Annotated in this window: 36 protein-coding genes and 2 pseudogenes; 7 read left to right on the top strand and 31 right to left on the bottom strand. The window is 37.0% G+C overall.

Annotated features, from left to right (window positions below):
• Positions 1 to 474 precede the first annotated feature (474 nt).
• From MKZ11_RS14645 to MKZ11_RS14605, 9 genes are all read right to left on the bottom strand, one after another.
• Positions 475 to 717: a hypothetical protein gene (locus tag MKZ11_RS14645; protein ID WP_340795133.1), complete on the bottom strand. Its 243-nt coding sequence runs from the start codon at positions 715 to 717 to the stop codon at positions 475 to 477.
• A 241-nt stretch (positions 718 to 958) separates the two neighbouring features.
• Entirely contained in the window at positions 959 to 1,516 is a 558-nt protein-coding gene (locus MKZ11_RS14640) for an isochorismatase family protein (RefSeq protein WP_340795132.1), read from the bottom strand.
• Between the two features lie 934 nt (positions 1,517 to 2,450).
• Positions 2,451 to 2,765, bottom strand: a complete 315-nt coding sequence (locus tag MKZ11_RS14635) for a hypothetical protein (protein WP_340795131.1) — start codon at positions 2,763 to 2,765, stop codon at positions 2,451 to 2,453.
• 514 nt (positions 2,766 to 3,279) lie between these two features.
• Positions 3,280 to 3,546, bottom strand: coding sequence for a hypothetical protein (locus tag MKZ11_RS14630; RefSeq protein WP_340795130.1), 267 nt, complete (start codon positions 3,544 to 3,546; stop codon positions 3,280 to 3,282).
• Positions 3,543 to 4,046: a helix-turn-helix domain-containing protein gene (locus MKZ11_RS14625; protein WP_340795129.1), complete on the bottom strand. Its 504-nt coding sequence runs from the start codon at positions 4,044 to 4,046 to the stop codon at positions 3,543 to 3,545. The genes MKZ11_RS14630 and MKZ11_RS14625 overlap by 4 nt, the downstream gene beginning before the upstream one ends.
• Positions 4,047 to 4,362: 316 nt before the next feature.
• On the bottom strand, positions 4,363 to 4,728 hold the full coding sequence (locus tag MKZ11_RS14620) for a hypothetical protein (protein ID WP_340795128.1): 366 nt from the start codon (positions 4,726 to 4,728) through the stop codon (positions 4,363 to 4,365).
• Positions 4,729 to 4,874: 146 nt separating this feature from the next.
• Positions 4,875 to 5,030 carry a hypothetical protein gene (locus MKZ11_RS14615; RefSeq protein WP_340795127.1) on the bottom strand — a complete coding sequence of 52 codons (156 nt, stop codon included), beginning with the start codon at positions 5,028 to 5,030 and terminating at the stop codon, positions 4,875 to 4,877.
• A 344-nt stretch (positions 5,031 to 5,374) separates the two neighbouring features.
• Complete coding sequence (locus MKZ11_RS14610; protein ID WP_340795126.1) at positions 5,375 to 5,617, bottom strand: hypothetical protein; 243 nt, start codon at positions 5,615 to 5,617, stop codon at positions 5,375 to 5,377.
• Positions 5,618 to 5,743: 126 nt separating this feature from the next.
• On the bottom strand, positions 5,744 to 5,902 hold the full coding sequence (locus tag MKZ11_RS14605) for a hypothetical protein (protein WP_340795125.1): 159 nt from the start codon (positions 5,900 to 5,902) through the stop codon (positions 5,744 to 5,746).
• 276 nt (positions 5,903 to 6,178) lie between these two features.
• On the opposite strand from MKZ11_RS14605, the gene MKZ11_RS14600 reads away from it, so the two are divergent.
• Positions 6,179 to 6,619: a helix-turn-helix domain-containing protein gene (locus tag MKZ11_RS14600; RefSeq protein ID WP_340795124.1), complete on the top strand. Its 441-nt coding sequence runs from the start codon at positions 6,179 to 6,181 to the stop codon at positions 6,617 to 6,619.
• A gap of 31 nt (positions 6,620 to 6,650) precedes the next feature.
• On the opposite strand, the gene MKZ11_RS14595 is transcribed toward MKZ11_RS14600, so the two are convergent.
• The 6 genes from MKZ11_RS14595 to MKZ11_RS14570 form a co-directional block, all read right to left on the bottom strand.
• Complete coding sequence (locus MKZ11_RS14595; RefSeq protein WP_340795123.1) at positions 6,651 to 6,806, bottom strand: hypothetical protein; 156 nt, start codon at positions 6,804 to 6,806, stop codon at positions 6,651 to 6,653.
• 70 nt (positions 6,807 to 6,876) lie between these two features.
• Positions 6,877 to 7,008 carry a hypothetical protein gene (locus MKZ11_RS14590; protein WP_340795122.1) on the bottom strand — a complete coding sequence of 44 codons (132 nt, stop codon included), beginning with the start codon at positions 7,006 to 7,008 and terminating at the stop codon, positions 6,877 to 6,879.
• 5 nt (positions 7,009 to 7,013) lie between these two features.
• Entirely contained in the window at positions 7,014 to 7,562 is a 549-nt protein-coding gene (locus MKZ11_RS14585; protein WP_340795121.1) for a hypothetical protein, read from the bottom strand.
• A gap of 76 nt (positions 7,563 to 7,638) precedes the next feature.
• Positions 7,639 to 7,836 carry an XtrA/YqaO family protein gene (locus MKZ11_RS14580; RefSeq protein ID WP_340795120.1) on the bottom strand — a complete coding sequence of 66 codons (198 nt, stop codon included), beginning with the start codon at positions 7,834 to 7,836 and terminating at the stop codon, positions 7,639 to 7,641.
• Positions 7,837 to 7,970: 134 nt separating this feature from the next.
• On the bottom strand, positions 7,971 to 8,555 hold the full coding sequence (locus tag MKZ11_RS14575; RefSeq protein ID WP_340795119.1) for a hypothetical protein: 585 nt from the start codon (positions 8,553 to 8,555) through the stop codon (positions 7,971 to 7,973).
• A 285-nt stretch (positions 8,556 to 8,840) separates the two neighbouring features.
• Positions 8,841 to 10,055 (bottom strand): ISL3 family transposase, encoded by a 1,215-nt coding sequence (locus MKZ11_RS14570; RefSeq protein WP_340795118.1) that lies wholly within the window; start codon positions 10,053 to 10,055, stop codon positions 8,841 to 8,843.
• A gap of 227 nt (positions 10,056 to 10,282) precedes the next feature.
• Between MKZ11_RS14570 and MKZ11_RS14565 the strand changes: the two genes are divergently transcribed.
• Complete coding sequence (locus MKZ11_RS14565) at positions 10,283 to 11,398, top strand: IS4 family transposase (RefSeq protein WP_340792764.1); 1,116 nt, start codon at positions 10,283 to 10,285, stop codon at positions 11,396 to 11,398.
• A gap of 145 nt (positions 11,399 to 11,543) precedes the next feature.
• On the opposite strand, the pseudogene MKZ11_RS14560 reads toward MKZ11_RS14565, so the two are convergent.
• The 6 genes and pseudogenes from MKZ11_RS14560 to MKZ11_RS25090 all read right to left on the bottom strand — a co-directional run.
• Positions 11,544 to 11,756: pseudogene (locus tag MKZ11_RS14560) on the bottom strand (GNAT family N-acetyltransferase); the annotation flags it as partial.
• 154 nt (positions 11,757 to 11,910) lie between these two features.
• A complete protein-coding gene (locus MKZ11_RS14555; RefSeq protein WP_340797014.1) occupies positions 11,911 to 12,483 on the bottom strand; it encodes a GNAT family N-acetyltransferase in 573 nt (190 codons plus the stop codon).
• A 258-nt stretch (positions 12,484 to 12,741) separates the two neighbouring features.
• Positions 12,742 to 13,020 carry a CD3324 family protein gene (locus MKZ11_RS14550; RefSeq protein ID WP_340795117.1) on the bottom strand — a complete coding sequence of 93 codons (279 nt, stop codon included), beginning with the start codon at positions 13,018 to 13,020 and terminating at the stop codon, positions 12,742 to 12,744.
• A gap of 524 nt (positions 13,021 to 13,544) precedes the next feature.
• Positions 13,545 to 14,531 carry an S-layer homology domain-containing protein gene (locus MKZ11_RS14545; RefSeq protein ID WP_340795116.1) on the bottom strand — a complete coding sequence of 329 codons (987 nt, stop codon included), beginning with the start codon at positions 14,529 to 14,531 and terminating at the stop codon, positions 13,545 to 13,547.
• 288 nt (positions 14,532 to 14,819) lie between these two features.
• Positions 14,820 to 14,927, bottom strand: a pseudogene (locus tag MKZ11_RS25095) (class A beta-lactamase); the annotation flags it as partial.
• Between the two features lie 176 nt (positions 14,928 to 15,103).
• A complete protein-coding gene (locus MKZ11_RS25090; protein ID WP_445327001.1) occupies positions 15,104 to 15,391 on the bottom strand; it encodes a hypothetical protein in 288 nt (95 codons plus the stop codon).
• A 517-nt stretch (positions 15,392 to 15,908) separates the two neighbouring features.
• On the opposite strand from MKZ11_RS25090, the gene MKZ11_RS14535 reads away from it, so the two are divergent.
• The 5 genes from MKZ11_RS14535 to MKZ11_RS14520 all read left to right on the top strand — a co-directional run bounded on the left by MKZ11_RS14535 (position 15,909) and on the right by MKZ11_RS14520 (position 19,266).
• Complete coding sequence (locus MKZ11_RS14535; protein ID WP_340795115.1) at positions 15,909 to 16,166, top strand: hypothetical protein; 258 nt, start codon at positions 15,909 to 15,911, stop codon at positions 16,164 to 16,166.
• A complete protein-coding gene (locus MKZ11_RS25085; RefSeq protein WP_445327000.1) occupies positions 16,133 to 16,375 on the top strand; it encodes an N-terminal phage integrase SAM-like domain-containing protein in 243 nt (80 codons plus the stop codon). The genes MKZ11_RS14535 and MKZ11_RS25085 overlap by 34 nt, the downstream gene beginning before the upstream one ends.
• 151 nt (positions 16,376 to 16,526) lie before the next feature.
• Positions 16,527 to 17,813, top strand: a complete 1,287-nt coding sequence (istA, locus tag MKZ11_RS14530; protein ID WP_340792502.1) for an IS21 family transposase — start codon at positions 16,527 to 16,529, stop codon at positions 17,811 to 17,813.
• Positions 17,810 to 18,568, top strand: a complete 759-nt coding sequence (istB, locus tag MKZ11_RS14525; RefSeq protein WP_340792503.1) for an IS21-like element helper ATPase IstB — start codon at positions 17,810 to 17,812, stop codon at positions 18,566 to 18,568. The genes istA and istB overlap by 4 nt, the downstream gene beginning before the upstream one ends.
• 92 nt (positions 18,569 to 18,660) lie before the next feature.
• A complete protein-coding gene (locus MKZ11_RS14520; RefSeq protein WP_340795114.1) occupies positions 18,661 to 19,266 on the top strand; it encodes a site-specific integrase in 606 nt (201 codons plus the stop codon).
• Positions 19,267 to 19,358: 92 nt separating this feature from the next.
• Here the strand turns inward: MKZ11_RS14520 and lepA are convergent, their stop codons facing one another.
• The 10 genes from lepA to MKZ11_RS14475 all read right to left on the bottom strand — a co-directional run bounded on the left by lepA (position 19,359) and on the right by MKZ11_RS14475 (position 26,969).
• The gene (gene lepA, locus MKZ11_RS14515; protein ID WP_340795113.1) at positions 19,359 to 21,182 is read right to left on the bottom strand and encodes a translation elongation factor 4; all 1,824 of its coding nucleotides are present in this window, start codon (positions 21,180 to 21,182) and stop codon (positions 19,359 to 19,361) included.
• Positions 21,183 to 21,664: 482 nt separating this feature from the next.
• Positions 21,665 to 21,808 (bottom strand): terminase small subunit, encoded by a 144-nt coding sequence (locus MKZ11_RS25080; RefSeq protein WP_445327050.1) that lies wholly within the window; start codon positions 21,806 to 21,808, stop codon positions 21,665 to 21,667.
• 122 nt (positions 21,809 to 21,930) lie between these two features.
• Entirely contained in the window at positions 21,931 to 22,056 is a 126-nt protein-coding gene (locus MKZ11_RS14510) for a hypothetical protein (RefSeq protein ID WP_340795112.1), read from the bottom strand.
• An 86-nt stretch (positions 22,057 to 22,142) separates the two neighbouring features.
• On the bottom strand, positions 22,143 to 22,373 hold the full coding sequence (locus tag MKZ11_RS14505) for a hypothetical protein (RefSeq protein WP_340795111.1): 231 nt from the start codon (positions 22,371 to 22,373) through the stop codon (positions 22,143 to 22,145).
• A gap of 92 nt (positions 22,374 to 22,465) precedes the next feature.
• Entirely contained in the window at positions 22,466 to 23,116 is a 651-nt protein-coding gene (locus MKZ11_RS14500; protein WP_340795110.1) for a hypothetical protein, read from the bottom strand.
• Positions 23,117 to 23,461: 345 nt separating this feature from the next.
• Positions 23,462 to 23,710, bottom strand: coding sequence for a hypothetical protein (locus MKZ11_RS14495; protein WP_340795109.1), 249 nt, complete (start codon positions 23,708 to 23,710; stop codon positions 23,462 to 23,464).
• 192 nt (positions 23,711 to 23,902) lie between these two features.
• Positions 23,903 to 24,850, bottom strand: a complete 948-nt coding sequence (locus MKZ11_RS14490) for a DUF2971 domain-containing protein (RefSeq protein ID WP_340795108.1) — start codon at positions 24,848 to 24,850, stop codon at positions 23,903 to 23,905.
• 937 nt (positions 24,851 to 25,787) lie between these two features.
• Positions 25,788 to 25,985, bottom strand: a complete 198-nt coding sequence (locus MKZ11_RS14485; protein WP_340795107.1) for a hypothetical protein — start codon at positions 25,983 to 25,985, stop codon at positions 25,788 to 25,790.
• Between the two features lie 147 nt (positions 25,986 to 26,132).
• Positions 26,133 to 26,453 (bottom strand): hypothetical protein, encoded by a 321-nt coding sequence (locus MKZ11_RS14480; RefSeq protein WP_340795106.1) that lies wholly within the window; start codon positions 26,451 to 26,453, stop codon positions 26,133 to 26,135.
• Positions 26,454 to 26,645: 192 nt separating this feature from the next.
• Positions 26,646 to 26,969: a helix-turn-helix transcriptional regulator gene (locus tag MKZ11_RS14475; RefSeq protein WP_340795105.1), complete on the bottom strand. Its 324-nt coding sequence runs from the start codon at positions 26,967 to 26,969 to the stop codon at positions 26,646 to 26,648.
• Between the last annotated feature and the right edge of the window lies 1 nt (position 26,970).

The raw sequence follows: 26,970 nt of genomic DNA, 5'->3' as shown, positions 1-26,970 counted from the left end.
ATCCGCTAGGGGCAAAGCGCCACTGCGATACGGATCCAGTAATGCAAATCGGCTAGCTCTTCCTCATTCTACCAATAATAGACGGATTGAAACAAACTCGCACAATGTTTACATCCAACTATAATCCCTCTCCAGACATTATAGTGACCTGGACGATGAATTGAGTATTGTTCGAAATAGAGTTCACAGAGTCATCCAGGTAACTTTTTCTGAATTAGAGAAAATCTTCACTAATAAGTCCAAGTTGTTTCTTAATGTAGCTAAACTCTTTCCACATCCGAATATCGTCCTTACCTATCCGAAGACGATTTTCAAAAAAACTTAAACACCTCCGCTAACAGATCTGTATTTGTGAGCGTATTATTTCCTAGCTTGTCCGCCTATGATGAATGAGCTCCCACCCTCCTTTGTTTTTGAATAAACAAAAAGAACGCCTGGGTGGACGTTCCTCTGTTAATCGCTTAGTACATGCAGTTATTTGTTTTTGATATAGTCCATACCTTGCGTTGTTATAGCTAAAACTAGATTATCTGTCCCTTGCCCACTATCTGTGGCATATTCCTTTTCGATAAGGTTTTCAATAGCTAGTTTGCTTTTTACGTCGGCATTTATCATTGCTTTAGGTAAATTATAGCTTCCCCCATTATTAGCAAAATGATAATCATACAAACTTTGTAACAGCATATCAGATAGTTGATCTCTTTCTTCATTAGTCATGAATAATCCCTCCTCCTTTGCATTATTCTACAAAAGAGGAAGGAATCCTTCAAATGAAAAGAATGCCCTGATGGACATACCTGTTTTACCATTCAATATTTACAGTAAACACCACGTAGTTTTATTCCGAACTATTCTCAATAATTCTAATCCCTTAAACATACCAGTTTCTTAATTACAACAGCAAGAAATTGGGCTATTGTTCTTATTATGATTTTCCGATTAGTGCTATATTTTTAAATTATCTATATGAATCATGAGTTGGATGAAACAAATCTTCCTCTGTGCTTCTGACAATTGAAAAGTGTTCTACATTGTAATGACCATGAAGAGTTTCATTATGATGCTTTATAATTTGTTCTGCACTTAAAACATCACTGTCTGTTGTTGAATGTCCATCACTGACTAATGTGACATCCAAACTACTAACAGTAGCTGTTCTGACTGCGCTATCTATGCAATGTTGTGTTGCACAGCCCATAATAACAACGTGCTCGATCTCTTGAGATCTTAAATGATTTAGAAGTCCTGTTCCATGGAAGGAATTTGTTGCAGTTTTATCGAAGATTTCTGCATCCATAGGTACATTAATTTCATTGTGAACTTGAAACCCCTTTCCTTTGCCTGCAGCAACATCTAAATCCCTTACAAAGACAATTGGAACACCGAATTCCTTTGCTTTTTCAATCACTAAATTGATATTCCTAATAAGTTGCTCTTTATTAAAAACCGCTCTTTCTTCTTGGTTCCCGTCAATTAATTCTTGTTGGGCATCAATAATTATCAATGATTGATTCAAATGATTTCCCCCTTTCAAATGTGAGGCAACGCTATCTAATTCTGTTGAAAAAATGAGTGCGGCATAGGCGCTTTACAATGGATAGAATCAGAATTCCTGCCAATACCGCTTCGGCTCTTTGTGGATGCCTCCCTCGAAGTCGCGTCTTCGCGGGATGGTCTATATTGAGAAAATGTATTTTGTTTTCGGGGATAAGATCTACTACCTGGAGTGCCATAAATCGAGCGAATGTGATCAACAAATGTCCCAATACACGAGGATAGAATTAGAATTCCTGCTAATATCGCTTCGACGCTTTGTGGATACCTCTCGCGATAAGCCAGAAAGGAGATCACTTTCAGTCTTATCGCTCCGGCTACCACGAAGTCGCGCCTTCGCTGGATGGTCTATGTGAGAAAGAGCATTTCGTTAGCTGTGATGAAATCTGCAACCTTAAGTGCGTCTTTCTTGAATCTAATTATATATGTTGAACTATTGAATCTGGTGTATAAACTGAGCGAAGGCGCCTACTCGGGGGTAGCGGTTCAATGGAAATTTTTTCAATTTATATAGTATCAGATAGTAATCACCTTATAATCTTGGCATATTACATCTCAAAATCACATTTCTCTCGTTAAGGAACACCCTAGTGCAGGCGCGGCAAAGGCATCCCAAAAGCGCCAAGCGTTCTACAATCCACACCCCGAATTACAACTCGCTCATTATTGAGCGCCACAGTAGATTCAATGAGATTCTTTAATTCAACATCTATAATTAATTTATTTAGACGTTTCCCCTTAGTAGGTTTCAAGCCTCTATATTTTTTATTAAGAGAGTTTCGTAGTCATAAACTTCTTCACTAAACTACCCTTTACTTTAAAAACAGAAGTGTGGATTAATCCTTTTTGCGTTATGAATTTAAAATTCCAATCCTATAAAACTGGAATTTGATATCCTACTTTGCTGTTCTGCCACGATATACAAACAGGGTAATTGCATTTAATATGATGGTAACGATGAGAAGAACTGCCGCGACGAACGCTACAGCACCCGTTGTGTCCATAAGAGCAGACCAATCCTCAATCTTTACCAGATGATAGTTATAAAAAATCTGAAAACATAACGAGATAGCACAAGCACTGATACTCATAATGGATAGGGCGGCCCAATTCCTATAGTTATGTTTTTCATGTCGCATGAGGGCAACTACAGGAAGTATCCAAGCAATTACCCCAAGCATTAGGCTTCCAACATTAAGCAAAACAATCATATCTGATCCCCCTTTGCATTTTTATCTATTCTTGTTCAAAATCCTGTCCGTTAGCACAATAAGAAAACATTTCTGCCGTTCCAATAAAGCCCACGTTATTTAATATAGGTTTGTTAATCTTTAGTCAAATTATTTAATAAAAATATTTCCGACATACTGAGCACTACCTGCCAAAGACGCAAAATTAACTTCTAAAACGTATTTGCCCTCGTCTGTCGGGAAGCGAAATTTATTAAAATCAATCAGTTCCCATTCTAATCGTTGATTGTCTTTCCATAGTGCAACAGTAATTTTCTCATCTGTAAAAATATCTCCACCATTTTCATTATTTTCTTCAAAACTTAAAGAAACTTCTTGGTCTGGAAAAATTTTTATTTCATCTTTTGATAATGCAAACTCCTGAATATCGTCTATCTACCTAGCAACGTCTGCAACAGGTACAGCAACTGGTTTCGGTGCTTCTGTGCTAATCATTGATGACTTAATCAAAAACTCCCTTGAGGCCTACAATGCTCTAACACTTATTCTCGTTCTGATTTTGTCCGAATATCCATTGTGCAAACATGACAGCTGTTCTGGACTTGCCATAACGAGGTGGTACGTTAACGATTAATACGTCATCGTCCGATTCATAGAACACCTGCATCTCATTCCAAAGGTCAATTAAGTACTGACGGTCTGCCGCATAGAAGTCTGGAGCAAGCAAATGGCAAAAATAAAAGAACTCACGGTTAGCGAGTTCTAACTTGGCCATTTGTTTTATTTTCTCTAAATCAGTCATTTGTCTATCAGCTTCCTTAGTTCCTCTGTTGTGAGGCCCTTAACTGGGTTATTGATGTCCATATTGCCACTGTGTTGGATATCCTGTTTATCACGCCAGTCTTTCGGTTTGCGGTTCTTCAGCCAGAAGATTTGAGCGGTCGTATCTGGATTGACTTCTTTTGTGGCAATCTTTGTTACTGGCATCTCATATATCCCTAGTTCGTCACTCCATGTTTTTTCTTGTGTAACTTCGTTGTATTGATATCCAAGAGCCCGTTTAAGCAACGCATTCTCAACTTGACGGTCAACAACTTCCTTGCCCCTTTTTAAGGCGTCCGATATGTCCGAATACTTCTTTTTCCATTCATTCAATGTCGAACGACTAATACCTATGTTTGTAGCGATCTGTTCATCTGTTAAACCATCGCGAACCCAACCTTCAATCTTGATTAACCCTTCTGGTTTTAACCATTCAACGAATTTCCCTCTGCTTCCTCTTTTCTTTTTCTTCACATTCAATGGCATCACCTCATTATGCTAATCGCTTAATTTTTTTCGGCATAGAAAAAAGCACCCAATATATGAGCGCTTAATTTCATTTCTTATTTTATGGCTTATTCCCAAAAAAGAAATTTATTAACTTTAGTTGGAACAACTGTGGCTTCTTTTTTTCTTCTCTTGGATTAAAAAATAGTAACATAATCACCAAAATGAAGAGACTTAAATATAAAAGGTATCCAACTGATAAACTAATTATTTAAGTAATTAGTAACAGAGAACGCAAATTAGCGTTTTCTGCTACCAAGAAGATATTATTTTGTTGAAACCATTATCATTATGCTTGAAGCATATTTTTTAATTCTTTTACTGCATCAACAGAAAGACCTGTCCCTAATGGTCCCTGTAATAATAGTGCCACGGCAACAGCTACCGAAACAACATCGACAGTATTTGTAACAGTGATTGTTGGACTTCCAATATTTTCGAAGGTACTTGTATCAGTATCAACTTGAGCTTGAGCTTGTTTTTGATCTTGATCTTGATCTTGATCTTGATCTTGGAATTGATTTTGATACTGACCTTGCCACTGCTTTTGTTGTTGAAGTTGTATCAAAATATCTTCCAATTTTGCTTCCATGCGTCTAAAATCCATGTCATTATCAGAGTGATGACAATCACATTTTTTTGAATAAGATCCCATTTTTTTCACCTCCTTCTCAATTACAATATGACCCTAAATCTTTCGCGCAAGGGTGATTGTCTTCCCTTGTCCTTAAAATAAATAAATAACCTAATTCAAATTAGGAATTAAAAAGGAGATTTTAATAGATGGCTAACTTTGTAGGATCACTTCTTTTCTGATGTATTACCATTTGTTGCTGTAATACCAACAGTTGGTCCCTTGCCTAACTCCCCGAATCCCATCGTCACTCTAGAAGGTGGCTTGATACCGATATTGAATGATGGAAACAGTACACGAAATAATGCTTTAAGAAATGTCATTATCATCACCACCTTTAATTTTATGTAGAAGAAAAAGCCCACTCGATTGAATAGACTTTGAATGCATTAGTTATTCAGTAGTAATTGCTCTTGCTTCGTCCATACTTTGTTTAATTTTTGCTTTCAGTATATTTTCTTCTAGGTAGAATCGCGAAGGACCAATGTATCGTATTAATACATGTAGCTTACGCATTTCCTTCTGAAGCTTTAGTTTCTCAGCACTTGCATAGTAAGTAAGCAACGAATGCCGTTCTTAACTTTACGCGTAAGGAACTTATTGATTGTGAATTCCTTTTTACATCCTGCATTGCAATGTGCAGCTATTGGTTTGTTTGTCGTTTTCATCACCATCCTTTTATGTAATAGAAAAAGCACCTCAGAAGAGATGCTAAAACTAATTCGTACCCTAATACTTTGATATTTGAAATAGATCTATTAATTTCTTTTCCTATCGCACCACCCACTGTTTTTAAGCTTTCGTGTTTATCAAGTTCAACATCATTATCAATATGGATTGTTTGATATCTATCGCCTTCAGACACTAACATTCCTTGACTAGTATCAAACAGATGATATTTAACTTTCATGCGCATTTTCCTCCCCCGCTCATACGACAACATTCGCCAAGTAAGGTGTAAATCATTTTAATCTCACTTTTTTAGGTATATAAAAAAGCACCGATCATTTTAGAATCGATGCTTTTTCTGAATCAATTAATACAATGGACAAGGCGCTTTTACGCACGATGTTGGTGGTGGCTTTGGAGGATCGGGATCAAAATCAACTGGTTTTGCGCCTGCACTGCTACCAAACGATAAACTTAAAACTAATAAAATACTCATGATAGAAAACGTCGACTTTTTCTTTTTCATCAATTCCCATCTCCTTTATTTAGATATTTCTTCGTACACCGTTATATTCTGCTCTATTTACTAAAACCCTTTTTATTTTTTTATTTTTTCGAATATTTATTTTGTACATTCAAGATACTCAGTCTAAACCAACTAATTTTTTAATTACCTATGTATCAGGGCTGGTAAGAGGGGTCATGTCGCTCGCACGCACGCACCCCCTCTTTTATTCTCCACCTATACGGATAATCGGATATAAGGTAGAATTACCTCATCATTTACTCGGAGTTGATTACATTGGCTGAGGTTGAAATTGTGTCAAATCAAATCCTTAAAGAACGAAATATGACTCAACTAAAACTTCCGAATTTAACAGACATCCGTTACGAATCTATCTCTAATCTTAATAAAAATAAAACTGAACGCTTATCACTTATCCACCTCCAGAAAATCATGATCTTACTTGAGATAACTGATGTCGGGATGCTATTGAAATTTGTAGACAACACTGTTGTCGAGCCTATCTTTGAACCTGTCGTCGAAATCAAACACAATCCACTAGATGATGAGATCGAGCTACTGAATTTACCGCCAGTCGTCTTCAACAAAATAAGGCGCCACGCTACTTACGTTGGGGATCTCATGAAAATAGATTGCTCAAAAATCCCTCTCATGGATCCGAAGAATTTAGAGATATTGAATGTTGCGCTTAAGGAGCACCTAGTAAAACATAAATAATCACTTGTATGTAATGGGGACGTCGGCGTAGTTAAAACCACAAACGCCGCTTTCGGCATAGCTGCCTCCAATCCATATTGAGCCGTAAAGTTCCACCAACATCATTCAATCCCTCGCGCATTATCTTCACACTATTAATCATCCAGTGATAATCTTTCAACAACTGCACAATCTGCTTCTCCGTCATAAGCCCGAACCCTACTATCGTTTACGAATTGACCCGTTAACCCTTTTGCACGTTTGCCGATTTGTACCCATCAATTCAGCCCATTCCCTATCAGACAACTGTTCCGACGACTTACCCCTTGTCCCAGTATCTTTTCGCTCCACTTCGCCTGTCCGAGCATCAGCGGATCCTTTTTCAACCAGTTCAGTTGCAACGATTTCATTTCTCTCACTCCTTTTTTTGAAATAAAAAAGAGGACAACAAATGACACAGCGCAATGCTGTAATCATCGTTGTCCTCTAGTTGACTTGCGGGGACTATTTTTTTGATTCCGGAATGTCTTTCTTTTAAGTAATCCATCATTTCCTTTTGATTTTTGATATTCAAAAATTCCTCGTCTACTATTTTATCTATACTTTCCAAACTAGCAATCTTACTTAATACTTCATTATACTTTTCCTTCTCTTCATTGAATATTTTAGCTTGGTCAGTTATGATATTCACAATATACAACAGCAGGTATTCAGTCTCTTCCATATTAACAGAATCATTTTTACTAACAATAAATTGAATTATCGGTATTAAGATTGATACCAGAATAACATACGAAGCGAAAAACATCATTTTTTCATCAATGGTGAAATCTTTGCTGTTATTAACAAAACCTAAAAACGCTAAAAGGTGAAAAATAACCAGGCCAACCATTAGATAAGAAAACAATTGGGCAATTTTGTCGGAATTTTTCGTTTTTTTGCAACAATACAAAGATCTGTCCATCCGAGATTGTGGATCGTTACGGAGAAACTTTAAAACACCTTCAACATCGTTTGAATTCTTATTCTTTTTCTTTTATTCAAAATAGCTCCCCCTCATCCCAATTAACACAAGTTACTATCCCTTTATACGTCTTGATTATCGTATCAGCATGTGGAGGTAATTCTGATAATTTGACTTTACCGTCACTGATTACAATGACGCATGATCCCGATAGTTCCTTTGTATCAAAATTCAAGACTCCGTTGGAACTAATCTGTAATTCTTTCATTCTCATAAAGAGATCCCCTTTGCTAGTCAGTATCAAACCATCTAGGTGTTGTATTTTTCAAGGATTTCGCTATTTCATTAAAACCGCTCAGCTTACCGTTCGATGGCCTGTTTGAAATAAGATCCCCGCAATAAACACTCTTAACAACTTGAAGTAATTCCTCTTTCTAGTAATCCAGCTAAACCATGAATACCCCGATGTGAAGTTTTAGGTGAAATCCGGATATAACTTCGAACTGCAGAAATATCAGCAGATATGTTATTTAAGTTGTCGAATTCACCATTCGCCATCACACGCTCATTGACCTCTTTGAATAAATCAGCATCACCATTAGAAGCGAATGAGTATAAGAAACCTGTTGGATCTGGATTATCCAAATTTACTTTATCAACAAAATCAACGAACGTTGGATAAACTACGTGAGTTTCTGTTGCACATGCGTTCTTGATGTAGTTTTTTAACTGACCAAGATATTCTGTTAGCGCTAAACCATCACTAGACTTAGACGCATGATGCATTGCGATAGGATTGTTAAGTGTCTTGTTACTTAGCTTTCGACGGTACTCGTGGCCAACCTGTTTAGCAACTGTGAAAGCAGTTCCACTTAATTGAGATGTCGTAGCATATCGATCAGTTACAGTCCCGGTCCCAGACGCATGTGACATCCATACTAATGCCATAGCTACGTATGAATCGTAACCACTTGAGCCTAAGAAACCTCTCATATGATCTTGAGAGTAATAAGTATTGCCATCGCTTGTACTGGAAGAGTTCAACTGAGAAACAGAAGAAACACCAAGTTCAGTAAGACGAGCCGCAGATATTTGAGATGAAATAAGAGCGAACGTTTGACTTACACCACCAACACCAAGAGCAAGACCAGCTATCGAATCGAAAGTTGTTGGATTACCGATCTTATTAAGGTAGTCAGGAAATTGTTCGAAGTATTGATTTAATTGACCAGTGGTTCTAAGTCAAATGTTGGGGTGATGTGATTTGCACGTCACCCTTTATCCTAAATGAACACCGATATCTTTATACTTAATGTTCAATAATATCTTTGCTTTAAAGTGATCGAAGCGCCTAAAACCATACGCGTTACGCTTCATCACTTTTGTTTTGTTATTGATTCCCTCTAAAAAACCATTCGAATACGGGAAGATAAAACTATTTAAAATCTCCACTTGCCAGTTCTTAAACGTTTTTATGGCCTTTAGAAACGCTGGGATCTGAGCTTCCTCTACCTTACGGTAAAATTCCTCTAGTCGGCTTTTCACTTCTGCCACATCTTCTGTCGTTTTAGCCCAATCAAACCATTCACAGTAAGCCTCTTTCAGTTCATACGCCTTCTCCAATTCTTCAGACATCCCTAAATAGCGATCTAAATACCATCGATTCTTTTCGGTTAATTTTTCACTTCGCTTATACAATACATGACGCATTCGTTTACATTTCTTGCGGTCATACGCATGCCACTCTTTCTGTACTTTCCGTCGTACTTCATCAATGGCCCAGTAAATGTACCGACAATAATGGAAACGGTCCGCGATAATCAAAGGGCGTCCTAATACCTGTTTCACCGCTGCTTTAAAGCTTGGGTTCATGTCCATCACGACTATTTCAACATCCGCCCCATGCTGGTAGAGATATTCTTTAATCGTCTCTTTTCTACGATTTGGTAAAATATCAATGGGTTCATGCGTTTCCGCATTTGCGATAATCAGTTGGTACGTTCCAGCATCGGTGTCACCTTTATATTCATCAATGGCAATGATTTTTGGTAAACGAACTCCGCTTGCGATACGGTCTTTCGCCACCTCTTTAAAACGACGTATAACGGTCGAACTAGATGTCCCTAGTACTTCTCCTGCTTCTTTAAAGGTTTTCGCTTTAACCGAACGAATACGCACTACTTGATTCCATTCTTTTGTGTAGCGCTGATATTTATCCACGAAAGGAGATTTCTCTGAGAAGCGTTTTCCGCATGCGCAAGCATAGCGACGACGTTTATAGAAGAGAACAGTCAAGCGCTCGAACCATTTCAAATGCTTAATTTTTTGCATACGATAGTCATGGACTTTGGTTGTCATTTCACCGCAGCTAGGGCATTTATGCGGTTTTTTAGGAAGTGAAACATGAAGTGCGGTTCGTTCTCCAACTTCCTCTATTTTTTCAATCACTACATCTTTTAATCCAGGAATATTCATGTTAAGATTCATATGCACGTATCACCTTTCTTTTACTTGTTTCTAGACAATTCAAGTATAAAAGAACCGGTGATTACGTGCATTTTTTTCTTTAAAATTGTATGGACACCCCAACAAATATTATAGAACCAATATAAAAAGTTCCCGAAATGTTCACTAACTTTATTTTCTGCATAAAAAAATTCCTTTATAATGGATAAAGTCAGGTGGTAACCCGTCCAAATCCACTAAAAAAGGAACTACTCATGGACAAGATTACACGAAAAACTTCATTTGGACAATGGTTTTCACCTATTAATATTCAATTAGTTGAAGAAAACGTGAAAACAATGAGATTAGATGCTTATACGAAGAAACTTACGACAGATTCATTCTTAAAATTACTGCTTTTTGCACAGCTTCATGAAACGGAAAGTCTGCACGCGCTGAGTGATTGTCTTTTTAATAAACATCTTCAAGTCAGCACAAACCTTGATTCTATAAGCGTTTCTCAATTATCCCGCAGGCTCAATGGAATGAATCCCGTGCTATTTCAACAACTTTTTCTTGATTTAGTCGCGCAAATTCATCAAAAAACAAATTATGCCAAAATCACTATGCCTTTAAAAATCATTGATTCGAGCACATTGCCACTCAATTTAACCAATCACCGATGGGCTAAATTCCGCAAAACGAAAGCTGGGGTAAAGCTTCATTTACGTCTTGTGTTTATGGAAAAAGGAACGTCCTATCCTGAAAAAGCTGTGCTTACAACAGCGAATGAACATGATCGTAATCAGCTTGAAGTCATGGTTGATGACAAGGAATGCATGTATGTTTTCGACCGTGGATATTTAGATTACGAACGTTTCGATCGCATGACAGATGACGGCTACTTTTTCTTATCCAGACTACGTAAAAATGCAGTAATCCATGAATGTGAAGACTTCCAATTGCCAGAAGGCACAACGGTATTATCGGATCAAGCGGTGTTGATTGGTACAACTCAAAATCGTGCTGAAAACATCTTTCGCTTACTCAAAGTAATAGACTCGAAAGGGAATGAACTACAACTCATCACCAATCGGTTTGACCTGAGTGCAGACGAAATCTCCGAGATGTACAAATCACGCTGGGCAATTGAACTGTTTTTTAAATGGATCAAACAACATTTGAACATCAAAAAGTTCTATGGTCAAAGCGAATGGGCCATTCATAATCAGGTATATATCGCACTCATCGTATATTGCTTGAATGTGTTGGTGCAAATAAAGACACGGAGTAAACATAAAATCTTGAAAATTAGTCGCTATTTAAAGGCTTCTCTTTGGAAACCTGCACATATTTGGATTCGTAAAATCAAAGGGACAGCAGTCCCGTAACAACTAAACTGTCGTTGCCGCAAATGTCTAATTGTAAATAAAAACCAAATGGACGGACCACCTTTATTGGAGTGTATATCTTTTTGGCTCAACGCCGTAAAAATAAATAGTAAGAATTTTAAATCATTTTTTATGCAACACTAGTGATCATAAAAGTATTAATTACCAACCAATTCCAGCACACCTCAGCTAGTATTCCACCCCGAACTATACCGTTTTCATCCTTAAGATATAAACTAATTTCTTCGTATCTGCCCCCTAAATCTACTGGGAAATGCTTTAAGTTAAACTTATAAAGCTCATCATCAATATATTGTTTATCCTTCTTATTTAATTCTTTAGTAATATGCAAACTCATTATTCATTTCTCCTTTTGTATTAGAATTATATATCTAATAAACCTATTTTTGAGCATATTCTTTGTTTTTCAACTAACCTACCATTTTAGTTCAATAAGAAAAACATTACTATCCTTCCACTGAAGCACCCATTTGTTCAATATTTCAATAGCCTTATTGATTATTTCCACTTTTCCAATCTTCTTTGCTAAGAGTGTAATGATAATGCGTTTGGTCTTCAATTTCAATATCACCATTAAAATGGAAACCACATTTTTGAATAACTTTACTTGAGCTTATATTGAGGGGCAGAACAGCTGTATTAAGTTGTTCTACATCTGTATTCTCAAACAGATATTTTATCAATCCTTTTACTGCTTTTGTTGAGTATCCACGATTTCTGTAATGTTTTGAAATAGCATAAGCAATTTCCCGGTTTGGTTCACTTAGCTCTTCTTTAATCCCAGTATTGCAAAAACCTATAAATTCGCCAGTTTCCTTTAATACAATTCCCAATTTCAAATAATTTTGACCATCGATATTAGGGACGGCTGACAAAAACTCTTTATTGGATGGTATTTCATAATTTGTAACCCAGTTCAATCGTTGTTCTCTTGTTGAATGCCAATCAGGCAGAAATTCATAAACTTCAGGTTGTGAGGTGATTTCATAAATCCTATCTACATCTTCAATTCTAAACTCTCTCAGTAATATTTCTCCACAGTCTATTGTAAATAAATTGTTCATATCCATCTCCTATCTTCTCCTTTGTAAAAACTCATTTTGCATTAAGTTAAATGATCCCTTCTTCAACAATTCTGCCACTTTAGTTCAATAATCTAGATAGACTAAGAGTGAGTATTCAAATACTATTAGCTAGTTGATTTTCTCTCATCATTTATAATAGTTGATTAGATTATATCCCCTTTACATTACTGAAAAAACCTCATACTCATTTTGTAAAAGAAAATAAGCCAATGCGGCATAAAACCACATTGGCTCACTTCAAAAGTTTGCTCTTTTTTCTTTAAGTACAATTCTTTGAATACTCTTTGATGACAAATAATATTTTCTACCCAAAGTATCCATATCCATTCCCGTTAGATAATCGTTATAAATATTACAATTTCTCAAATTCAATTCCCTTATTGTATCAGTACTGGATCCCCAACTCTTTTTATTATCTTCTATTCGCGGGATATATATATATTCACCGTCCACATAATTTTGTATTAACTCTACCAACTCGGCTGGTAGTAGATTCTTTGCATTTTTATAGCTCATTTCCGCACTCCTAAATGTTAATATTTCTTTTAGGAAGAGCAAAGGCTATTTTTTCAATTTATTATGCAATAGCCTTTGCTATGCAAAAATAGTTTTCCTTGTCATACAATCAATCCTCCTTGCACTTCAGCTTATTTTTTTTCCTATAACTCCGTTTTAAATTTAATCCACACTATACGATATTCATTCAAATCATGTTAGAAACCGAATCCCTTCATCCATTTCAATTTAAGTTGTTTCAAATTAAACTTTAACACTTTGTTGTTAACTAACTTGTCCGTTAGTTGAATAAGAACAAGGCACTCTATATACTAATACCGATACCGTATGTATGGTTTGCCATAACCTATTGTCGGCAACAGGATGAAAAATCGATAATTTCATAAATACCTCATACTACAAACCCCATATTTACAGTCTTTATCTTCGTGCAGCTAAGGCTGTATCTATATAGATCATATTCATATTAGAACTTGATACAAATAAGACTATGAAAAGTATTTTAAAGACCTTACTCTTTAACTTCAACGATGATCTTCTCCGACCATTATCCCGTGAGTAGAATACTGGTAGCTAACAAAGTATTTCTTACCATTGTTTCCGTCAAAGTATACGATTCTACCTATCTTAGCAGATTCATCTATATACCCTGCAATAGTTACTTTAGATATTCCTGATGCTTTCTCTATTTGATTTAATACAGAGTCATAGTACACTGAACCTTTTGCTGATAGTTTTCCATGATAAGCGCCTTTAGGCATGAGAGATACTAATTTATCATACTCAGCAACTTGTATTTCATAAGTAACTCCTACTGGTGTAGGTACTTTGCCAGCTCCATATTTTCCAATGTAAGAGCTTCCGTAGATAGATCCTTTTTCCGATTCAGTAATCCCTGCTTTATAGTTCAATGTACGATACAAAAAGGCAGAATAGTGAGCACGAGATAATCCTTTGTTTTCTCTGAATGTATTATCTTCAAAGCCTGTTGTTACTTTAGAGTTTACTAGAACTGTGACAGCGTAGGCGTATTTAGAAGATACATCTTTAAGTCCATGCTTTTTTCTTTCATCTGTTAAGCCTGCAGCGCGTGATAAAGCAATTGCCATTTCTCCACGTGTGATTGTATCACTTGGACGAGCCTTCCCATTAGGCGCTTCTAACCAACCATTACCCACTGCTTGTACCATATCTTTATAATAAGAATTCTTTGTAGACATGTCAGTGAATTCTCGTGTATAGTCTCCTGATGGTTTGAAGGCACGCGCTAATAGAGCTGCTGCATGTTGACGAGTAATTAGTTCATTGGGTTTAAACATCCCATTCTCGTAACCGTGGATAATGCCTTTACTTGTCATCTCCGAAATCTCATTGTAGTATGCGTGAGATGAAGGAATGTCCTTAAACTTTTTTACCCCTGCAGAATTATCTGCATGTACTGGTGTCGATATAACTAAAGCGGGAATAGTTACTGCAGTTGCCAGTGTTAGAAAGAATAAGTTTTTCTTCATTTTTACTACCTCCTGATTAACCATTATGAATTCATGATACAAGAGTATCTAGTAATTGGCTATACTTGGCTGGAATGGCTAATAGCTAGCTTCGTTTTGAAATTACCCTCAAATTTAAAAGGCGACCACTCAGAAATGAAGTGACCCTGTAGTTTCGTGCTCTTTCTATAAAATGTTAATCTATTTGTTGGTAGAAAACGTCTGCAATCATTTTCGTAGCCTTTGTGATGAGTTCATCATTAAAATTGGCATCCTCTTCATTGCGACTTGATATGATCGCAATAATAATTGGTTCTCGATTTGGGGGCCACACAATCGCTATATCATTTCGAGTTCCATAGCCACCGGCTCCACTCTTATCTCCCAACCTTCTGGTACACCAGCTCGAATGAGGGAATTACCTGTAGTATTTCCCTTTAGCCAATTTGTGAAAACTTCTTGCTTATCGGCAGAAAGATACTCACTGATTCCAAACACCCCAAGGGATATTGCCAGTGCTTTAGGGGTACTTGTATCCCATGAATCCCCAGGAATAGATTCGTTCAATTCTGGTTCAGCTATCTTTCCTAGACTCATCCTTTGTCCACAAAGTCTTCTGTAATCGGAGAATAGTTAACAATATCTTCATTAGTGAATGTCCTTATTTCCTCAAGCACTGCTATCGGATTTTGCTTTAATAAAACAGCTGTGACTAAGTTCTTGGATGTAGATGCGTACGCAAATCGTTCGTCCTCACAAAATTCCGTGGTTTCTTTTGCCGTTATATTTTCTGACGTTTGATTGGTTCCCTCTTTTTGTTCTGTTGCTGATTGTTGTACAACCTGTTTTTTCTCATCTGAGCAGTATACAGCCATAAGCATCAAGCCTATCAGTGATAGTATTTGATAAAACTATCTTTTATTCAAGTTGTAAACCCCCTAATTATTTGATTAGACTCTTATGTACGAGTGGCTTTCCCTTCAAGAGGATTAGACATTTCATCGGTACTGTACCCCCAACATTCATTGATATAAAAATAAGCTATACAATTGTTTTCCTAATTATCGTTTCTTCCGGAGTTAGCCCTCTGCGTTATCAGCTTACAACGTTGCCAAAACTTGTCTCGCTACCCCGATAGTTGAGTAAAAACAGAGCTTTGTTCTTTATTCGTCCTTATTCATACGAATTCCTCTTTAATTCGACAAACAAAAAAGCGACACGTTCAAGCATGGAATGGTCTTTGGCCGTGCGACGATTCATACGATCATATTTCGTGGCATTCATACGATGGTGGATGTGGTGCCTTATTAGAAGGGTATTCTAGATTTTGTGCTATTTGTGATTCGACCTCAACATACAACCAAGAAATTTTATTGGAAAAAAGGGAGGATGAAAAGAATGCGAAAAAAGAAAATATGTGCGACGAATTTCGAAAGCACTGAAAGAATTGGGACTACCGATTTGATATGGGGATTGTGGATTGTGGATCGTGGAAGGCAACAAGTTGAAACAGTCGTAGGGCCAGATAAAAGAGAAGTGGAACGGACAATACGTGAAGCGATTTCTAATTACGAGAAAACAGGAATGTATTTTGAGCCTTCCACAATTACAATGGCGACTTCATGGATTATTGGCATCAAGAATATACGGAAGTAAATTTGAAACACAACACGTTACTTGCATATGAGCGGGCAATTCGACTGCAAATTAAACCAGCGCTCGGAAAATATCGAATCAGATCATTGACCGCCGCTATCTTGCAAACATTTGTGAAAGATTTATATCGCAAGAATTATTCAAAGAGTTCCCTTGAGATATTCGTATGCTTAGTAAATAACGCCTTAAAACACGCTGGACACCCGTGAAGCTATCTCAAGGAGAATCCTATGCAAATAATTCATTATGCCGAAGTATGTCGTAAGATATAAATGCTACGATATTTATGTACAAATGCGCTAACTTAAAAATGTACACTTTTGCCTCATTTTCTAGCATACTAATCATGAGGTGATTGGTATGTACATAACGCTAGATGTTCAAACGGATTTTGAAATCAATAGTCTTTCAGACTTAACAAAATTCAAACAGTTAATGGAGAATCTAAAAATGAAAATTAACAAAAGCCAATTGGCAAGGGAAATGGGTATAGATCGGCGGACGGTTGATAAATACCTAAGTGGATTTACACCAAAAGAAACAAAAGAGAAAATAGCGATTTTAGATGAATACTACGAAATAATTGCAGCACTTTTATCTGAGGACTCGAAGCAAGTCTTTTATTACCGACGCGTACTTTGGCAATACCTAACGGACAATCATGGGTTAAAATGTGCTCAATCTACTTTTCGTCGTTATATTTCAAAAAAGCCAGAGTTCGCTGCCTATTTCACAGAGCAGGTGCGCGTGCCTTCACCTAAAGGGACGACAAGATTTGAAACACCGCCTGGCCAACAAGCACAATTCGATTGGAAAGAAAGTATTCCATTCGAAACAAGTGATGGAGAAAAAATAGAGGTAAATGTAGGAGCGCTTGTGTTAGGGTATTCACGTTTCCGCGTATTCACTCTTACATTACGAAAAACACAAGATGTTTTATTCTCCTTTTTGACGGAGGCATTTGAAAAAATAGGAGGTGTTCCGAAGGAAATCGTAACTGATAATCCAAAAACGATTATGGATGTGCCACGAAGAGAAGATAATCCAGGGAAAGTAAATAGCCGGTTCGCTGCTTTTGCGAAGGACTTTGATTTCAAGGTTAGGCCGTGTATTGCAGGTCGTCCCCGTACGAAAGGGAAAGTAGAAACTCAAATGAAATTTATAGATGAAATTCATGCCTATCAAGGTCAGCTGACCTTGAACGAACTCTATCAATTCATTGAAAAGTTGATGAATCGAGTCAATCAATCCTTTCATCAAGGTTCAGGGAAAATCCCAGCATTTGCGTTAGAAAAAGAAAAGAGTTCCCTTCTTCCGCTACCAGCAGAAAAAATAAGGAACTCTTACCGTATCAAGCATCAGCTTGTACAGGTGAATACATCAAGTATGATCTCCTACAAAGCCAACCAGTATTCAGTGCCCACTAAGTACATCGGCCAAAAGGTAGGGATACAAGTACTAGATGATCAATTATGGATTTATTATAACATGGAGTGCATTGCGCGCCACCCTATATCGAATCGGAAATTAAATATTCGTCCTTCAGATTATAAAGAAACGCTGCAAATATCAGCTCCCCATTATCCAGACATTGAGGCTTTAGCTAAAAACAATCTAAAAGCCATTGGAGAGGTGTATGACGCATGATGCAGCAAACAAATTATCAACAGCTTCTGAAGAACTTGGAGTATTTGAAACTGAAACAAATGGTAACGTATTTAGACGAAGTCATCGACTTCGGTATCCACAATCAGCTGTCATTTATCGATACATTAATTAAACTGACAAACTATGAAATCGATTTACGTGAAAAAAACATGGTTCACGCGATGGTAAAAGTGGGTGCATTTCCAAATTTAAAAGAGGTAAAGGATTTTGATTTTGAATTCCAACCCTCGCTAAATCCACAGCAAATTCAAGATTTTCTTACGCTACGTTTTATTGAAGGGAACGAAAACATCGTATTTCTGGGACCTAGTGGAGTCGGAAAAACATTTTTGGCTTCAGCGATTGGCATCGCAGCCGCTAAAAAACGTACTAGCACTTACTTTATTAAATGTCATGACTTGATTCAGAACCTGAAGCGGGCCCGCTTAGAAAACCGTTTAGAAAGCCGCTTGAAACACTACACAAAGTATAAGTTACTCATAATCGATGAGATAGGCTATTTACCGATTGATGCGGAGGATGCAAAACTATTCTTCCAGCTGATAGATATGCGTTATGAAAAACGTAGCACAATCTTTACTACTAATGTTAACTTCAAATCCTGGGACGAGGTATTTCAGGAAACCAAGTTAGCAAATGCGATATTAGATCGTATTTTACATCACGCAACGGTGGTTACCATCGTTGGAAATTCTTATCGTTTGAAAGATCATCTAGCTCCAGAAGGTGAGTGATTTTGTACATCATTAAGTGAGCGTTTTTGTACATAGATTGGTTGACATTTGTAGTAAGGCAGAGAACTGTGAGAGATTTAAAGATACTTCCGATGAAAAGCTTGCAAAAAATTAGCGAATACTGCATCGAGGGACATCCCCTTGTAATTCCCTTCTTCATAGGGCTACACGCAGGTTTAAGGGTAAGTGAAGTTTGTAAGCTGCAATGGGAACATGTTGATTTAGAGAGAGGAACGCTACGGGTAGAACAAGCAATGATAAGTCAGGATAGTGAATGGGTATACGGAACGACAAAAACAGCAGCGTCCAAACGACAGATACAATTAGGTGTATCTATCATCAATATATTAAAAAAGCACCGCATTTGGGTTATGAAAAACAAACTCAAATACGGCACTCACTATACTGAATCAGATCATGTATGCACGAAAGAATGTGGGAGCATCATCACGCCGTCTGTTATAAAATATAATACACGAAAAATGCAAGAAAAACTTGGAGTTGAATTCAACTTCCATTCGCTACGCCACACCCATACAACAATGCTCATGGAGAGCGGCGCAAAGGTGAAAGACATCCAGGCACATCTTGGTCACAGTAGATCCGCCATCACAATCGATTCGTACTCCCACTTAACACAAAAGAAGCAAAATGAATCGGTGGATATATTTGAACAAGCCATGCGCGATTTAGATTAACTCGCCCCCGACTTTTTCCTATGGGTGCAACAGGGGAGCAAATCACTATATTTCCAATATCGCCGTAACCTTAAACGTGATACCTACGCCATTTAATCCTCGTCCATCTTCAAGACAGCCATAAATGCTTCTTGTGGTACTTCAACTGATCCTACTTGTTTCATACGTTTTTTACCTTCTTTTTGTTTATCAAGAAGTTTACGTTTACGTGAGATATCTCCGCCATAACATTTTGCTAGGACGTTTTTACCCATCGATTTGATTGTCGAACGAGCAACAATCTTTTGTCCGATAGCTGCCTGTACAGGCACTTCGAACTGTTGTCTCGGTATTAGTTTTCGTAATTTTTCAACAATCGCTTTTCCACGGTCATACGAGAAGTCTTTGTGAACGATGAAACTGAACGCATCGACTTGTTCGCCATTTAAGAGGATGTCCATTTTGACGAGTTTCGATTGTTTATAGCCAATTAGTTCATAGTCAAGTGATGCATACCCTTTCGTGCCCGACTTCAGTTGGTCAAAGAAGTCATAGACGATTTCTGCAAGCGGCAATTCATAAATGATATTGACACGTGTTGAATCCAGATAATCCATTGTCATGAAGTTTCCACGTTTTTGTTGACACAATTCCATTACAGATCCGACATAGTCATTCGGTACCATAATAGATGCTTTTACATAAGGTTCTTCAACATAATCGACTTTTTGTGCATCCGGCATCATTGCAGGGTTGTCCACCTTTAACTCAGAACCGTCTGTCAGAATGACATTGTAAATAACACTAGGTGCAGTCGTTATTAAGTCGATATTGAATTCGCGCTCAATCCGTTCCTGGATAATCTCCATATGCAATAGTCCTAGGAAACCGCAACGGTAGCCGAAACCGAGTGCCTGTGATGTTTCTGCTTCATATTCAAGTGCTGAGTCATTCAACTCTAATTTCTCAAGTGCATCACGCAGGTCATTGTATTTCGACGTATCGATCGGATACAGTCCGCAGAATACCATTGGATTCATCCGACGATAACCAGCTAGCGGTTCACTCGCTGGATTTTTCACACTTGTAATCGTATCCCCAACACGTGTATCTCCAACATTCTTAATCGAAGCGGATAAATAGCCGACATCTCCGACAGTCAATTCTTCTCTAGGTGATATTTTCGGTGTAAAGACACCGATTTCGAGGACTTCGAAATCTTTGCCGGTCGCCATCATATGAATCTTATCGCCCGGCCTAACTGTACCTTGCATGATTCGGATATTGACGATTACACCTTTATACGGGTCATAATGCGAGTCAAAAATCAACGCTTGGAGCGGAGCTTCCGGATCACCTTGTGGCGCAGGGACTTTCTCTACGATTTGTTCCAGAATATCTTCGATTCCGATACCTGCTTTTGCAGATGCAAGGACTGCTTCGGATGCATCCAATCCGATAACATCCTCTATTTCTTTTCTCACACGTTCCGGATCTGCTGCGGGCAAATCAATTTTATTGATGACCGGTAATATTTCAAGTTCATTATCAAGTGCCAGATAAACGTTTGCCAACGTTTGTGCTTCGATTCCTTGTGCCGCATCGACAACAAGGATTGCACCTTCACAAGCTGCAAGACTTCGTGACACTTCGTATGTAAAGTCGACGTGGCCCGGCGTATCGATCAGGTGGAATGTATATTCCTGCCCGTCTTTAGCTGAATACGTCAACTGTACTGCATTTAATTTAATTGTAATTCCACGTTCTCTTTCAAGATCCATCGAATCCAACGTTTGAGTCTTCATTTCTCTTGAAGTTAACGTTTGGGTCTGTTCCAGAATACGATCCGCCAATGTTGATTTCCCGTGGTCGATATGAGCAATGATGGAAAAGTTTCGGATATTCTTTTGACGTGCTGCTCTCTGTTCATGATTCATAGTCAGTTCACTCCTATTTTAGCTATATGAATTATACCAGATATCCGTTCATCATGTTATATATTTGTGTTAAAACCTTTATGGAACGGGATTTAGAATGACCTGACTTGATAAAATTTATACTGTTTTATATGGCTTTATATAACTCATGGCACCAAAAATGGCATCATGGCATCAAAAGTATTTATCATCCTGAATTGAAATAGCCCATTTTTATCAAGTAATGTTTTCTACTTCGGGCTATTTCATTTTTATCAACTATAAAATCGACTTTCTATATTCTTGATCACACAATCAAAATCTTGCCTATAATCCATTCGTTTAACCGTTCGACTTCCTCCTGGTAAAGTACATTTTTGCAATACTTCTACTTGCAGCTTAGAAACGCGTGAAGTATCTATGAAGTGATCTACTTGTAACTTGTAACTCGTAAGCGTTGCATAGCAACTACCGAGCGCTTGTTCAACGAGCTAAAACTCCACCTAAACAGTTGCTTGCTCATCTTTCATACGGTCGATTTCTCTGGATATCTTAGGATTTCTTAGATGCCTGTATCCTTCAACCATCCCAGTCGAATTCGCACATCCATAGGCCTTCTGATAAGCCTTATTAGCATTTAATTTAATGTAATGAATAACAAAAATCCGATGTTTTTTAGTCAGTTCATCCGACCAACAAAAGGCTCTTTTATCGCTTTATTCGGTTACATCCTTTTTCTCTTTAGTTGCATCTTTATTAGATGGACCTCTTACCAAGCTTCACGGCTTTTTCTACTCTTCAATGTCCCAATTTTCACATTATGGTATTCCGCTAATGCGCCAAAGGTTACTCTTGTCGTTTCCCATTCCTTCTGAATCTCTTCCCAATTAGGCACATCACATCATCGTCCGCCTCCTTTGTTTTGCATAAAAAAAGGCACCCCGCTTGAGATGCCGATGTTTGGTTTCACAAAACTAAGGTTCACTTCACCAGAATTAGTTTGTATTTATTTTCCAGCAAAAATGTATCCCCCTCACCTCTAAAGTTAAGTTGTTTATTCCAACCAAATGAGGATTCAACATCCACTATATATCCTTCTGCAGGCATCCCAATGCTTCCGGGATCTTTCATTAATGCATACTCAAACTTTTGGTTATCTCTTGTTTTTACTCTTCCTCTTCCCCCAGAAATACTTAGTTCAACTAATTCCATAATAAAAACCCCTCCTCACTGACACATTTCGCCAAAGATGGCGTAAATCCTTTTTTGTGCGTAGAAAAAGCACCTCCGAAGAGATGCTTAAATTAGTAATCAAGTTCTTCAATAAGTTGATCATGTTTTAATGTTAATTGTGTATGTATATCGAAGTAAATCATGTGAAGTGCAAAAGCGAATTCTCTATTTTGCTTAAGATAGAATCTATTAAGTTCCATACGTTTTTCAATAAATTTCACGTCTTCCTGCATTATGACGATATTAGTCTTGTCCATAAAATCGGTATTGTCATTACCTATTGTTTCGTCTCTAAAATCATGCAATTTCAATTCAGCATTGTTAAGCAGGTTCATCCCTAGTAACTGAACATTACTTTTAAATTTCAGGTACATTCGATAAGCTTCCGAATCAATATAAATAAAATCTTTTTTTAATTCTTTCGGAACCGTTCCGGTGAATCTATCGAAATCACTAGAGCATTCTATATTAAATAAATTGGTTAAAGTAATAAATTTCTTGGTACCTGATTCAAAGACCAAATCATTTTCGATTATCTTACCTAATGTATTAAGCGCATTCTCAATGTGATTAATTTTATCTGGCAAGTCATCCTTAATCCTTAACTTTTCATTATGATTAATCGACAATACTACACCAACCAACGTAATCGCACCTCCAATAATGGCACCGAAAAAAGCGATCACCCCAGCTATTATTGTATCTTTATCAACAAAAAACATACTTATGATTCCTGCGCAAAGCAGAAGATTCATTAATATAATTGATATCACTATTATGTACGGTATCGATTTATCGATATTCCCTTTAACTTTCAAATAATAACTCTCCCTTCATCGACAATATTCGTCATGAAAGGCTCAATATCCTCTATCAAAACAAAAAGCTTCAATAGGGACGCCTTATCTGCCCCAAGTGATCGAAATCTCTTTCCATATTTTCGACTTCATTGACTTCATACTCGATTCCTGCAACATCCACTTTTTCCGGTATCAATGTATCACCCCTATCATGCTAGTTGCATTTCTGAACATAGAAAAAGCACCCCCGTCTGTGGATGCAGTTCGTCATTGTTGCATTAAATTCATTAATAAGTTTAACGCTTCATCTTTTCCATCGAACCATTTCTCGATTATTTCATCTGTCGTTAAAACAAATAAATCTCTAACAAATTGTCCTTCTAAATCGTTTTCACCAGGTGATATATAGTCCTTCACAGTATATTGAACCCTTTTGTGATTCGCTTGGAGTGACGCAAGTGGTAATCTAAGAGCCATTTCCCCAATTCTATCTTTGTTGAGTTTTTCAAATAACATTATTTCCCCCTCCCCATCGATTACTATACACCAAAGAAGGCTTAACCTCTCAAATATTATTAATATCGACCGTATGTATCGGGGCTGTTAGGAGGAGGTATGTCGCTCGCACGCATCCCTTCATGCTAGTTGCATTTTCCGATTGAAAAGCCTACACAAAATAGTACATATTTTTCCAGTAATTCCCGAAATCTATATGAGAAGTTCATTTACTAACAAGCCATATTTAGTTCTATCTAGTTGAACTTGTTTCAGAGGAATATTTTTAGACTTAGCGATATCTACTATTAATTCTTTATCTTCTACACTTATCCTAGAACCCAAAATGATACTTTTTGGTGTCACTAATTTACTATTAAAAGATTCATTATGTTTATCTTCAAATAAAATTATTCTCCATTCTTTTTCATACTCCCACTCCAATGATTTTGATATTGCAGCAAGAGTAAGGATAGACATTTTTTTTCGAACCTCTTCTGAATACTCGTTTATGTCTAATAAATCATATATATACTTTACCGGATGGAGGTCCCATACTAATTTATTTTTGAAATCAAGAGCAGCAAAATCATACTCGATACACATACCTGTATGATTCCTTGCATAATGACTCCACATTAACATCGAATCATCTTTCTCACTAAAACAAGATACAAAAATCCTTTGTTGGTATTCCAAACTAATATCAGAAATGAACTTATCGTAAATATCTGAAGTTCCATTTTTAATTCTATCGACTTCTTTTCGTATACTTTCAGCTTGCGAATCACTGGCATCAAGAGTTTTCATTAATACAGTAATACTATCATCCAAACTCAAGCAACTACATATTTTAGCAATTTCTTCAAATTCAACATTAAATTTCACGCTAAATGCCTTTAAAAAGTCTGCTTTTATTTTTTTATAATGAACCATTTCTTTATTAATTGTTAGTCCACTGTCATATGGATCATTGAATTCAGTAGCTTTGCTAAACCATGCTGTATCATTTTTCAAGTTATCTATTGAAAATTCGTTAATTGCTCTGAATTTGAACAATGATGGCGGTATCTTGGAGTATTTCAACATAAAAGCTTCTGTTGGATTTATCTTCTGAATATCTTTAGAATACATTAATTCATGATAGTCTTTTTTCCACATAACCGCACCTCCACTTCACAAAATTCGCCAAGAAGGGTAAATATCCTTTATTTATCACTCGTATGTATCGGTGCTAGTTTCTTCAATTACTGCCTGCCCTCGAACCGCTCTTTCCTACGCCTTATGATCGTATTGCGTATTAATATGAAATATATACCGTAATACACTTTTTCCATTCAAGGTTATCAATATGGGCTTCTTTCACATCAGATCAGTGCGTTTCACCCCTTCGCTTTGGAGTTATAATAATCTTTGCAAAGCATACACTAGAACGTCACAAACCCCTTTGAGTAAGGAGGTGGAAAAATTGAAGGTTTTTTTAATTAGATTAATTTTATTAATTACCGAAGTGTTACTAAATTTGATGTATTAACAAATCCTTCAACGAACAATCCAAACCAAGGCAAAACGACTTGGTTCGGACTAGGAATTAAATTAAAATATGAAATGTATACATACATAACATATCAACTGTTCAATTGCTCAATCGCCCATACGTATATCCCGACAGCATCAACAGCACGCTTGTTAACAAAAAAATGGCGACCACGGACGGGTCGCTTCTTACACATTCAAATGTGTAATGATACCCACTACGTACTGTCAGTGACATTTTTCATTTTCACGTATTCCCCCAAAAACGAAAAGCGCTTTAAACTTGTTCTATCTGAACCTAGATTCCAGGAGGACGTTGATAAAGGCATTAAAAAGCCTTCCTATCAAGCTTCTTATGGGGTCTTGAGTAAAATATATGTAAAACTTTATAAGTCTTATCCATTATAATTATTTTCCGGAAGAACCCCTATTCCCCAAAGTATTTGAAGTGCATAGCTCAATAAGTTGGGATGATATGAAGCTAGTTGATTTGAATTCATGAAAAACACATTCGATTCAAGTTCTTGTAGATGCTCATCTATTTTCCGAATCAACTTCTATGTTAATCATTCTTCTTCACCCATTCATTCAACCACTCAATGTCCTCTTGCGACAAGCTCTGTTCTTCGGCTTCTCTATCTACTACTTTGTGCCAATTTTCATCTTCCCATTCTAAGTGAGCTTCCCACTCACGCATTACTCTTCCTGCCTTTTCTGTTTCCAATTGTTGTTTCGTTTTGAATCGAATTATCTGAGCCATAGTTACCACCTCATCGTCCTAATATGTTACTTCCATATTAGATGTTTCAATAGGATTAATCAAAAATAAAAAAGAGCCAAAACCGATTTGGTCCGTAGCTCTCTTTGACATTTGACAAAATTCGGGTGAACTCACAATCAATATAATTTACCAACTATATTTTTCAACTTTACGTCGAGTATGTCTAGTTTTTTTCAAAAATCCTGATTTAATCAATTTATGTAGATCTCCCGTAGGTCTACTTTTGATAACGTTCGATATATCTTCTTTCTCAAAAGGTTGACCATCATTCGAATAACCCAATTCATTTACTTTATTCGCAACCTTTTCAACACTACCTATGTATGCGTACTCCTTAATGATTTGCTCTTCCAGCGTCTTCGGATGGAAGGATTCAACTAAATCAACAAACCCTTGTAATTTCTCGATTTCTTTTTTTGCTTGTTCTACAGTTTTTAAGTTCTTCATCATCTCTCCCCCTTAATCAGAATATTCTACACGTAGTGCTAAAAACCCTCTTATTTATTTATATCTCTAATTCCCTAGTATTTAATTTCCTTGAATGAATCTCGTCATAAAAAAACTGCCTCGAAGTCGGAATTGACTTCTGAGACAGCACTGTTTTATTCCCTTTTTTATTGCTCTGACTTCTCGCAATGATTAAATCGTTACGGCTTGCTCATCAATACCAAGCTGAATCATAGCCTCTGCAACATCTCTCACGCTAAGTTTTAGAGCATGAAAGATTTTATTGTATGTTTCTGTTGATAAATTATCAAAACCGCCTTCTGCTCGGGATATAGTCTTTTGTCCGACGTTCGCTATATCAGCAAGTTCTCTTTGAGAGTAACCGAGTGCAATCCGACGGGAGAAGATAATTTTTGCGTAAACGGGTGATAACCCGTCTAAAGTTTCTTTCAAGTCGGGATGACCCTCTTTTAACATCGAGGTAGTCATGGCTAAGAGATCTTTTGTCCGTTTCAAT

The organism is Sporosarcina sp. FSL K6-1508, from assembly GCF_038007465.1.
GTDB classification, from domain to species: domain Bacteria; phylum Bacillota; class Bacilli; order Bacillales_A; family Planococcaceae; genus Sporosarcina; species Sporosarcina psychrophila_B.
Note: the sequence above shows the minus strand (reverse complement) of the source record. Positions and strands in the feature narration are given on the sequence as shown.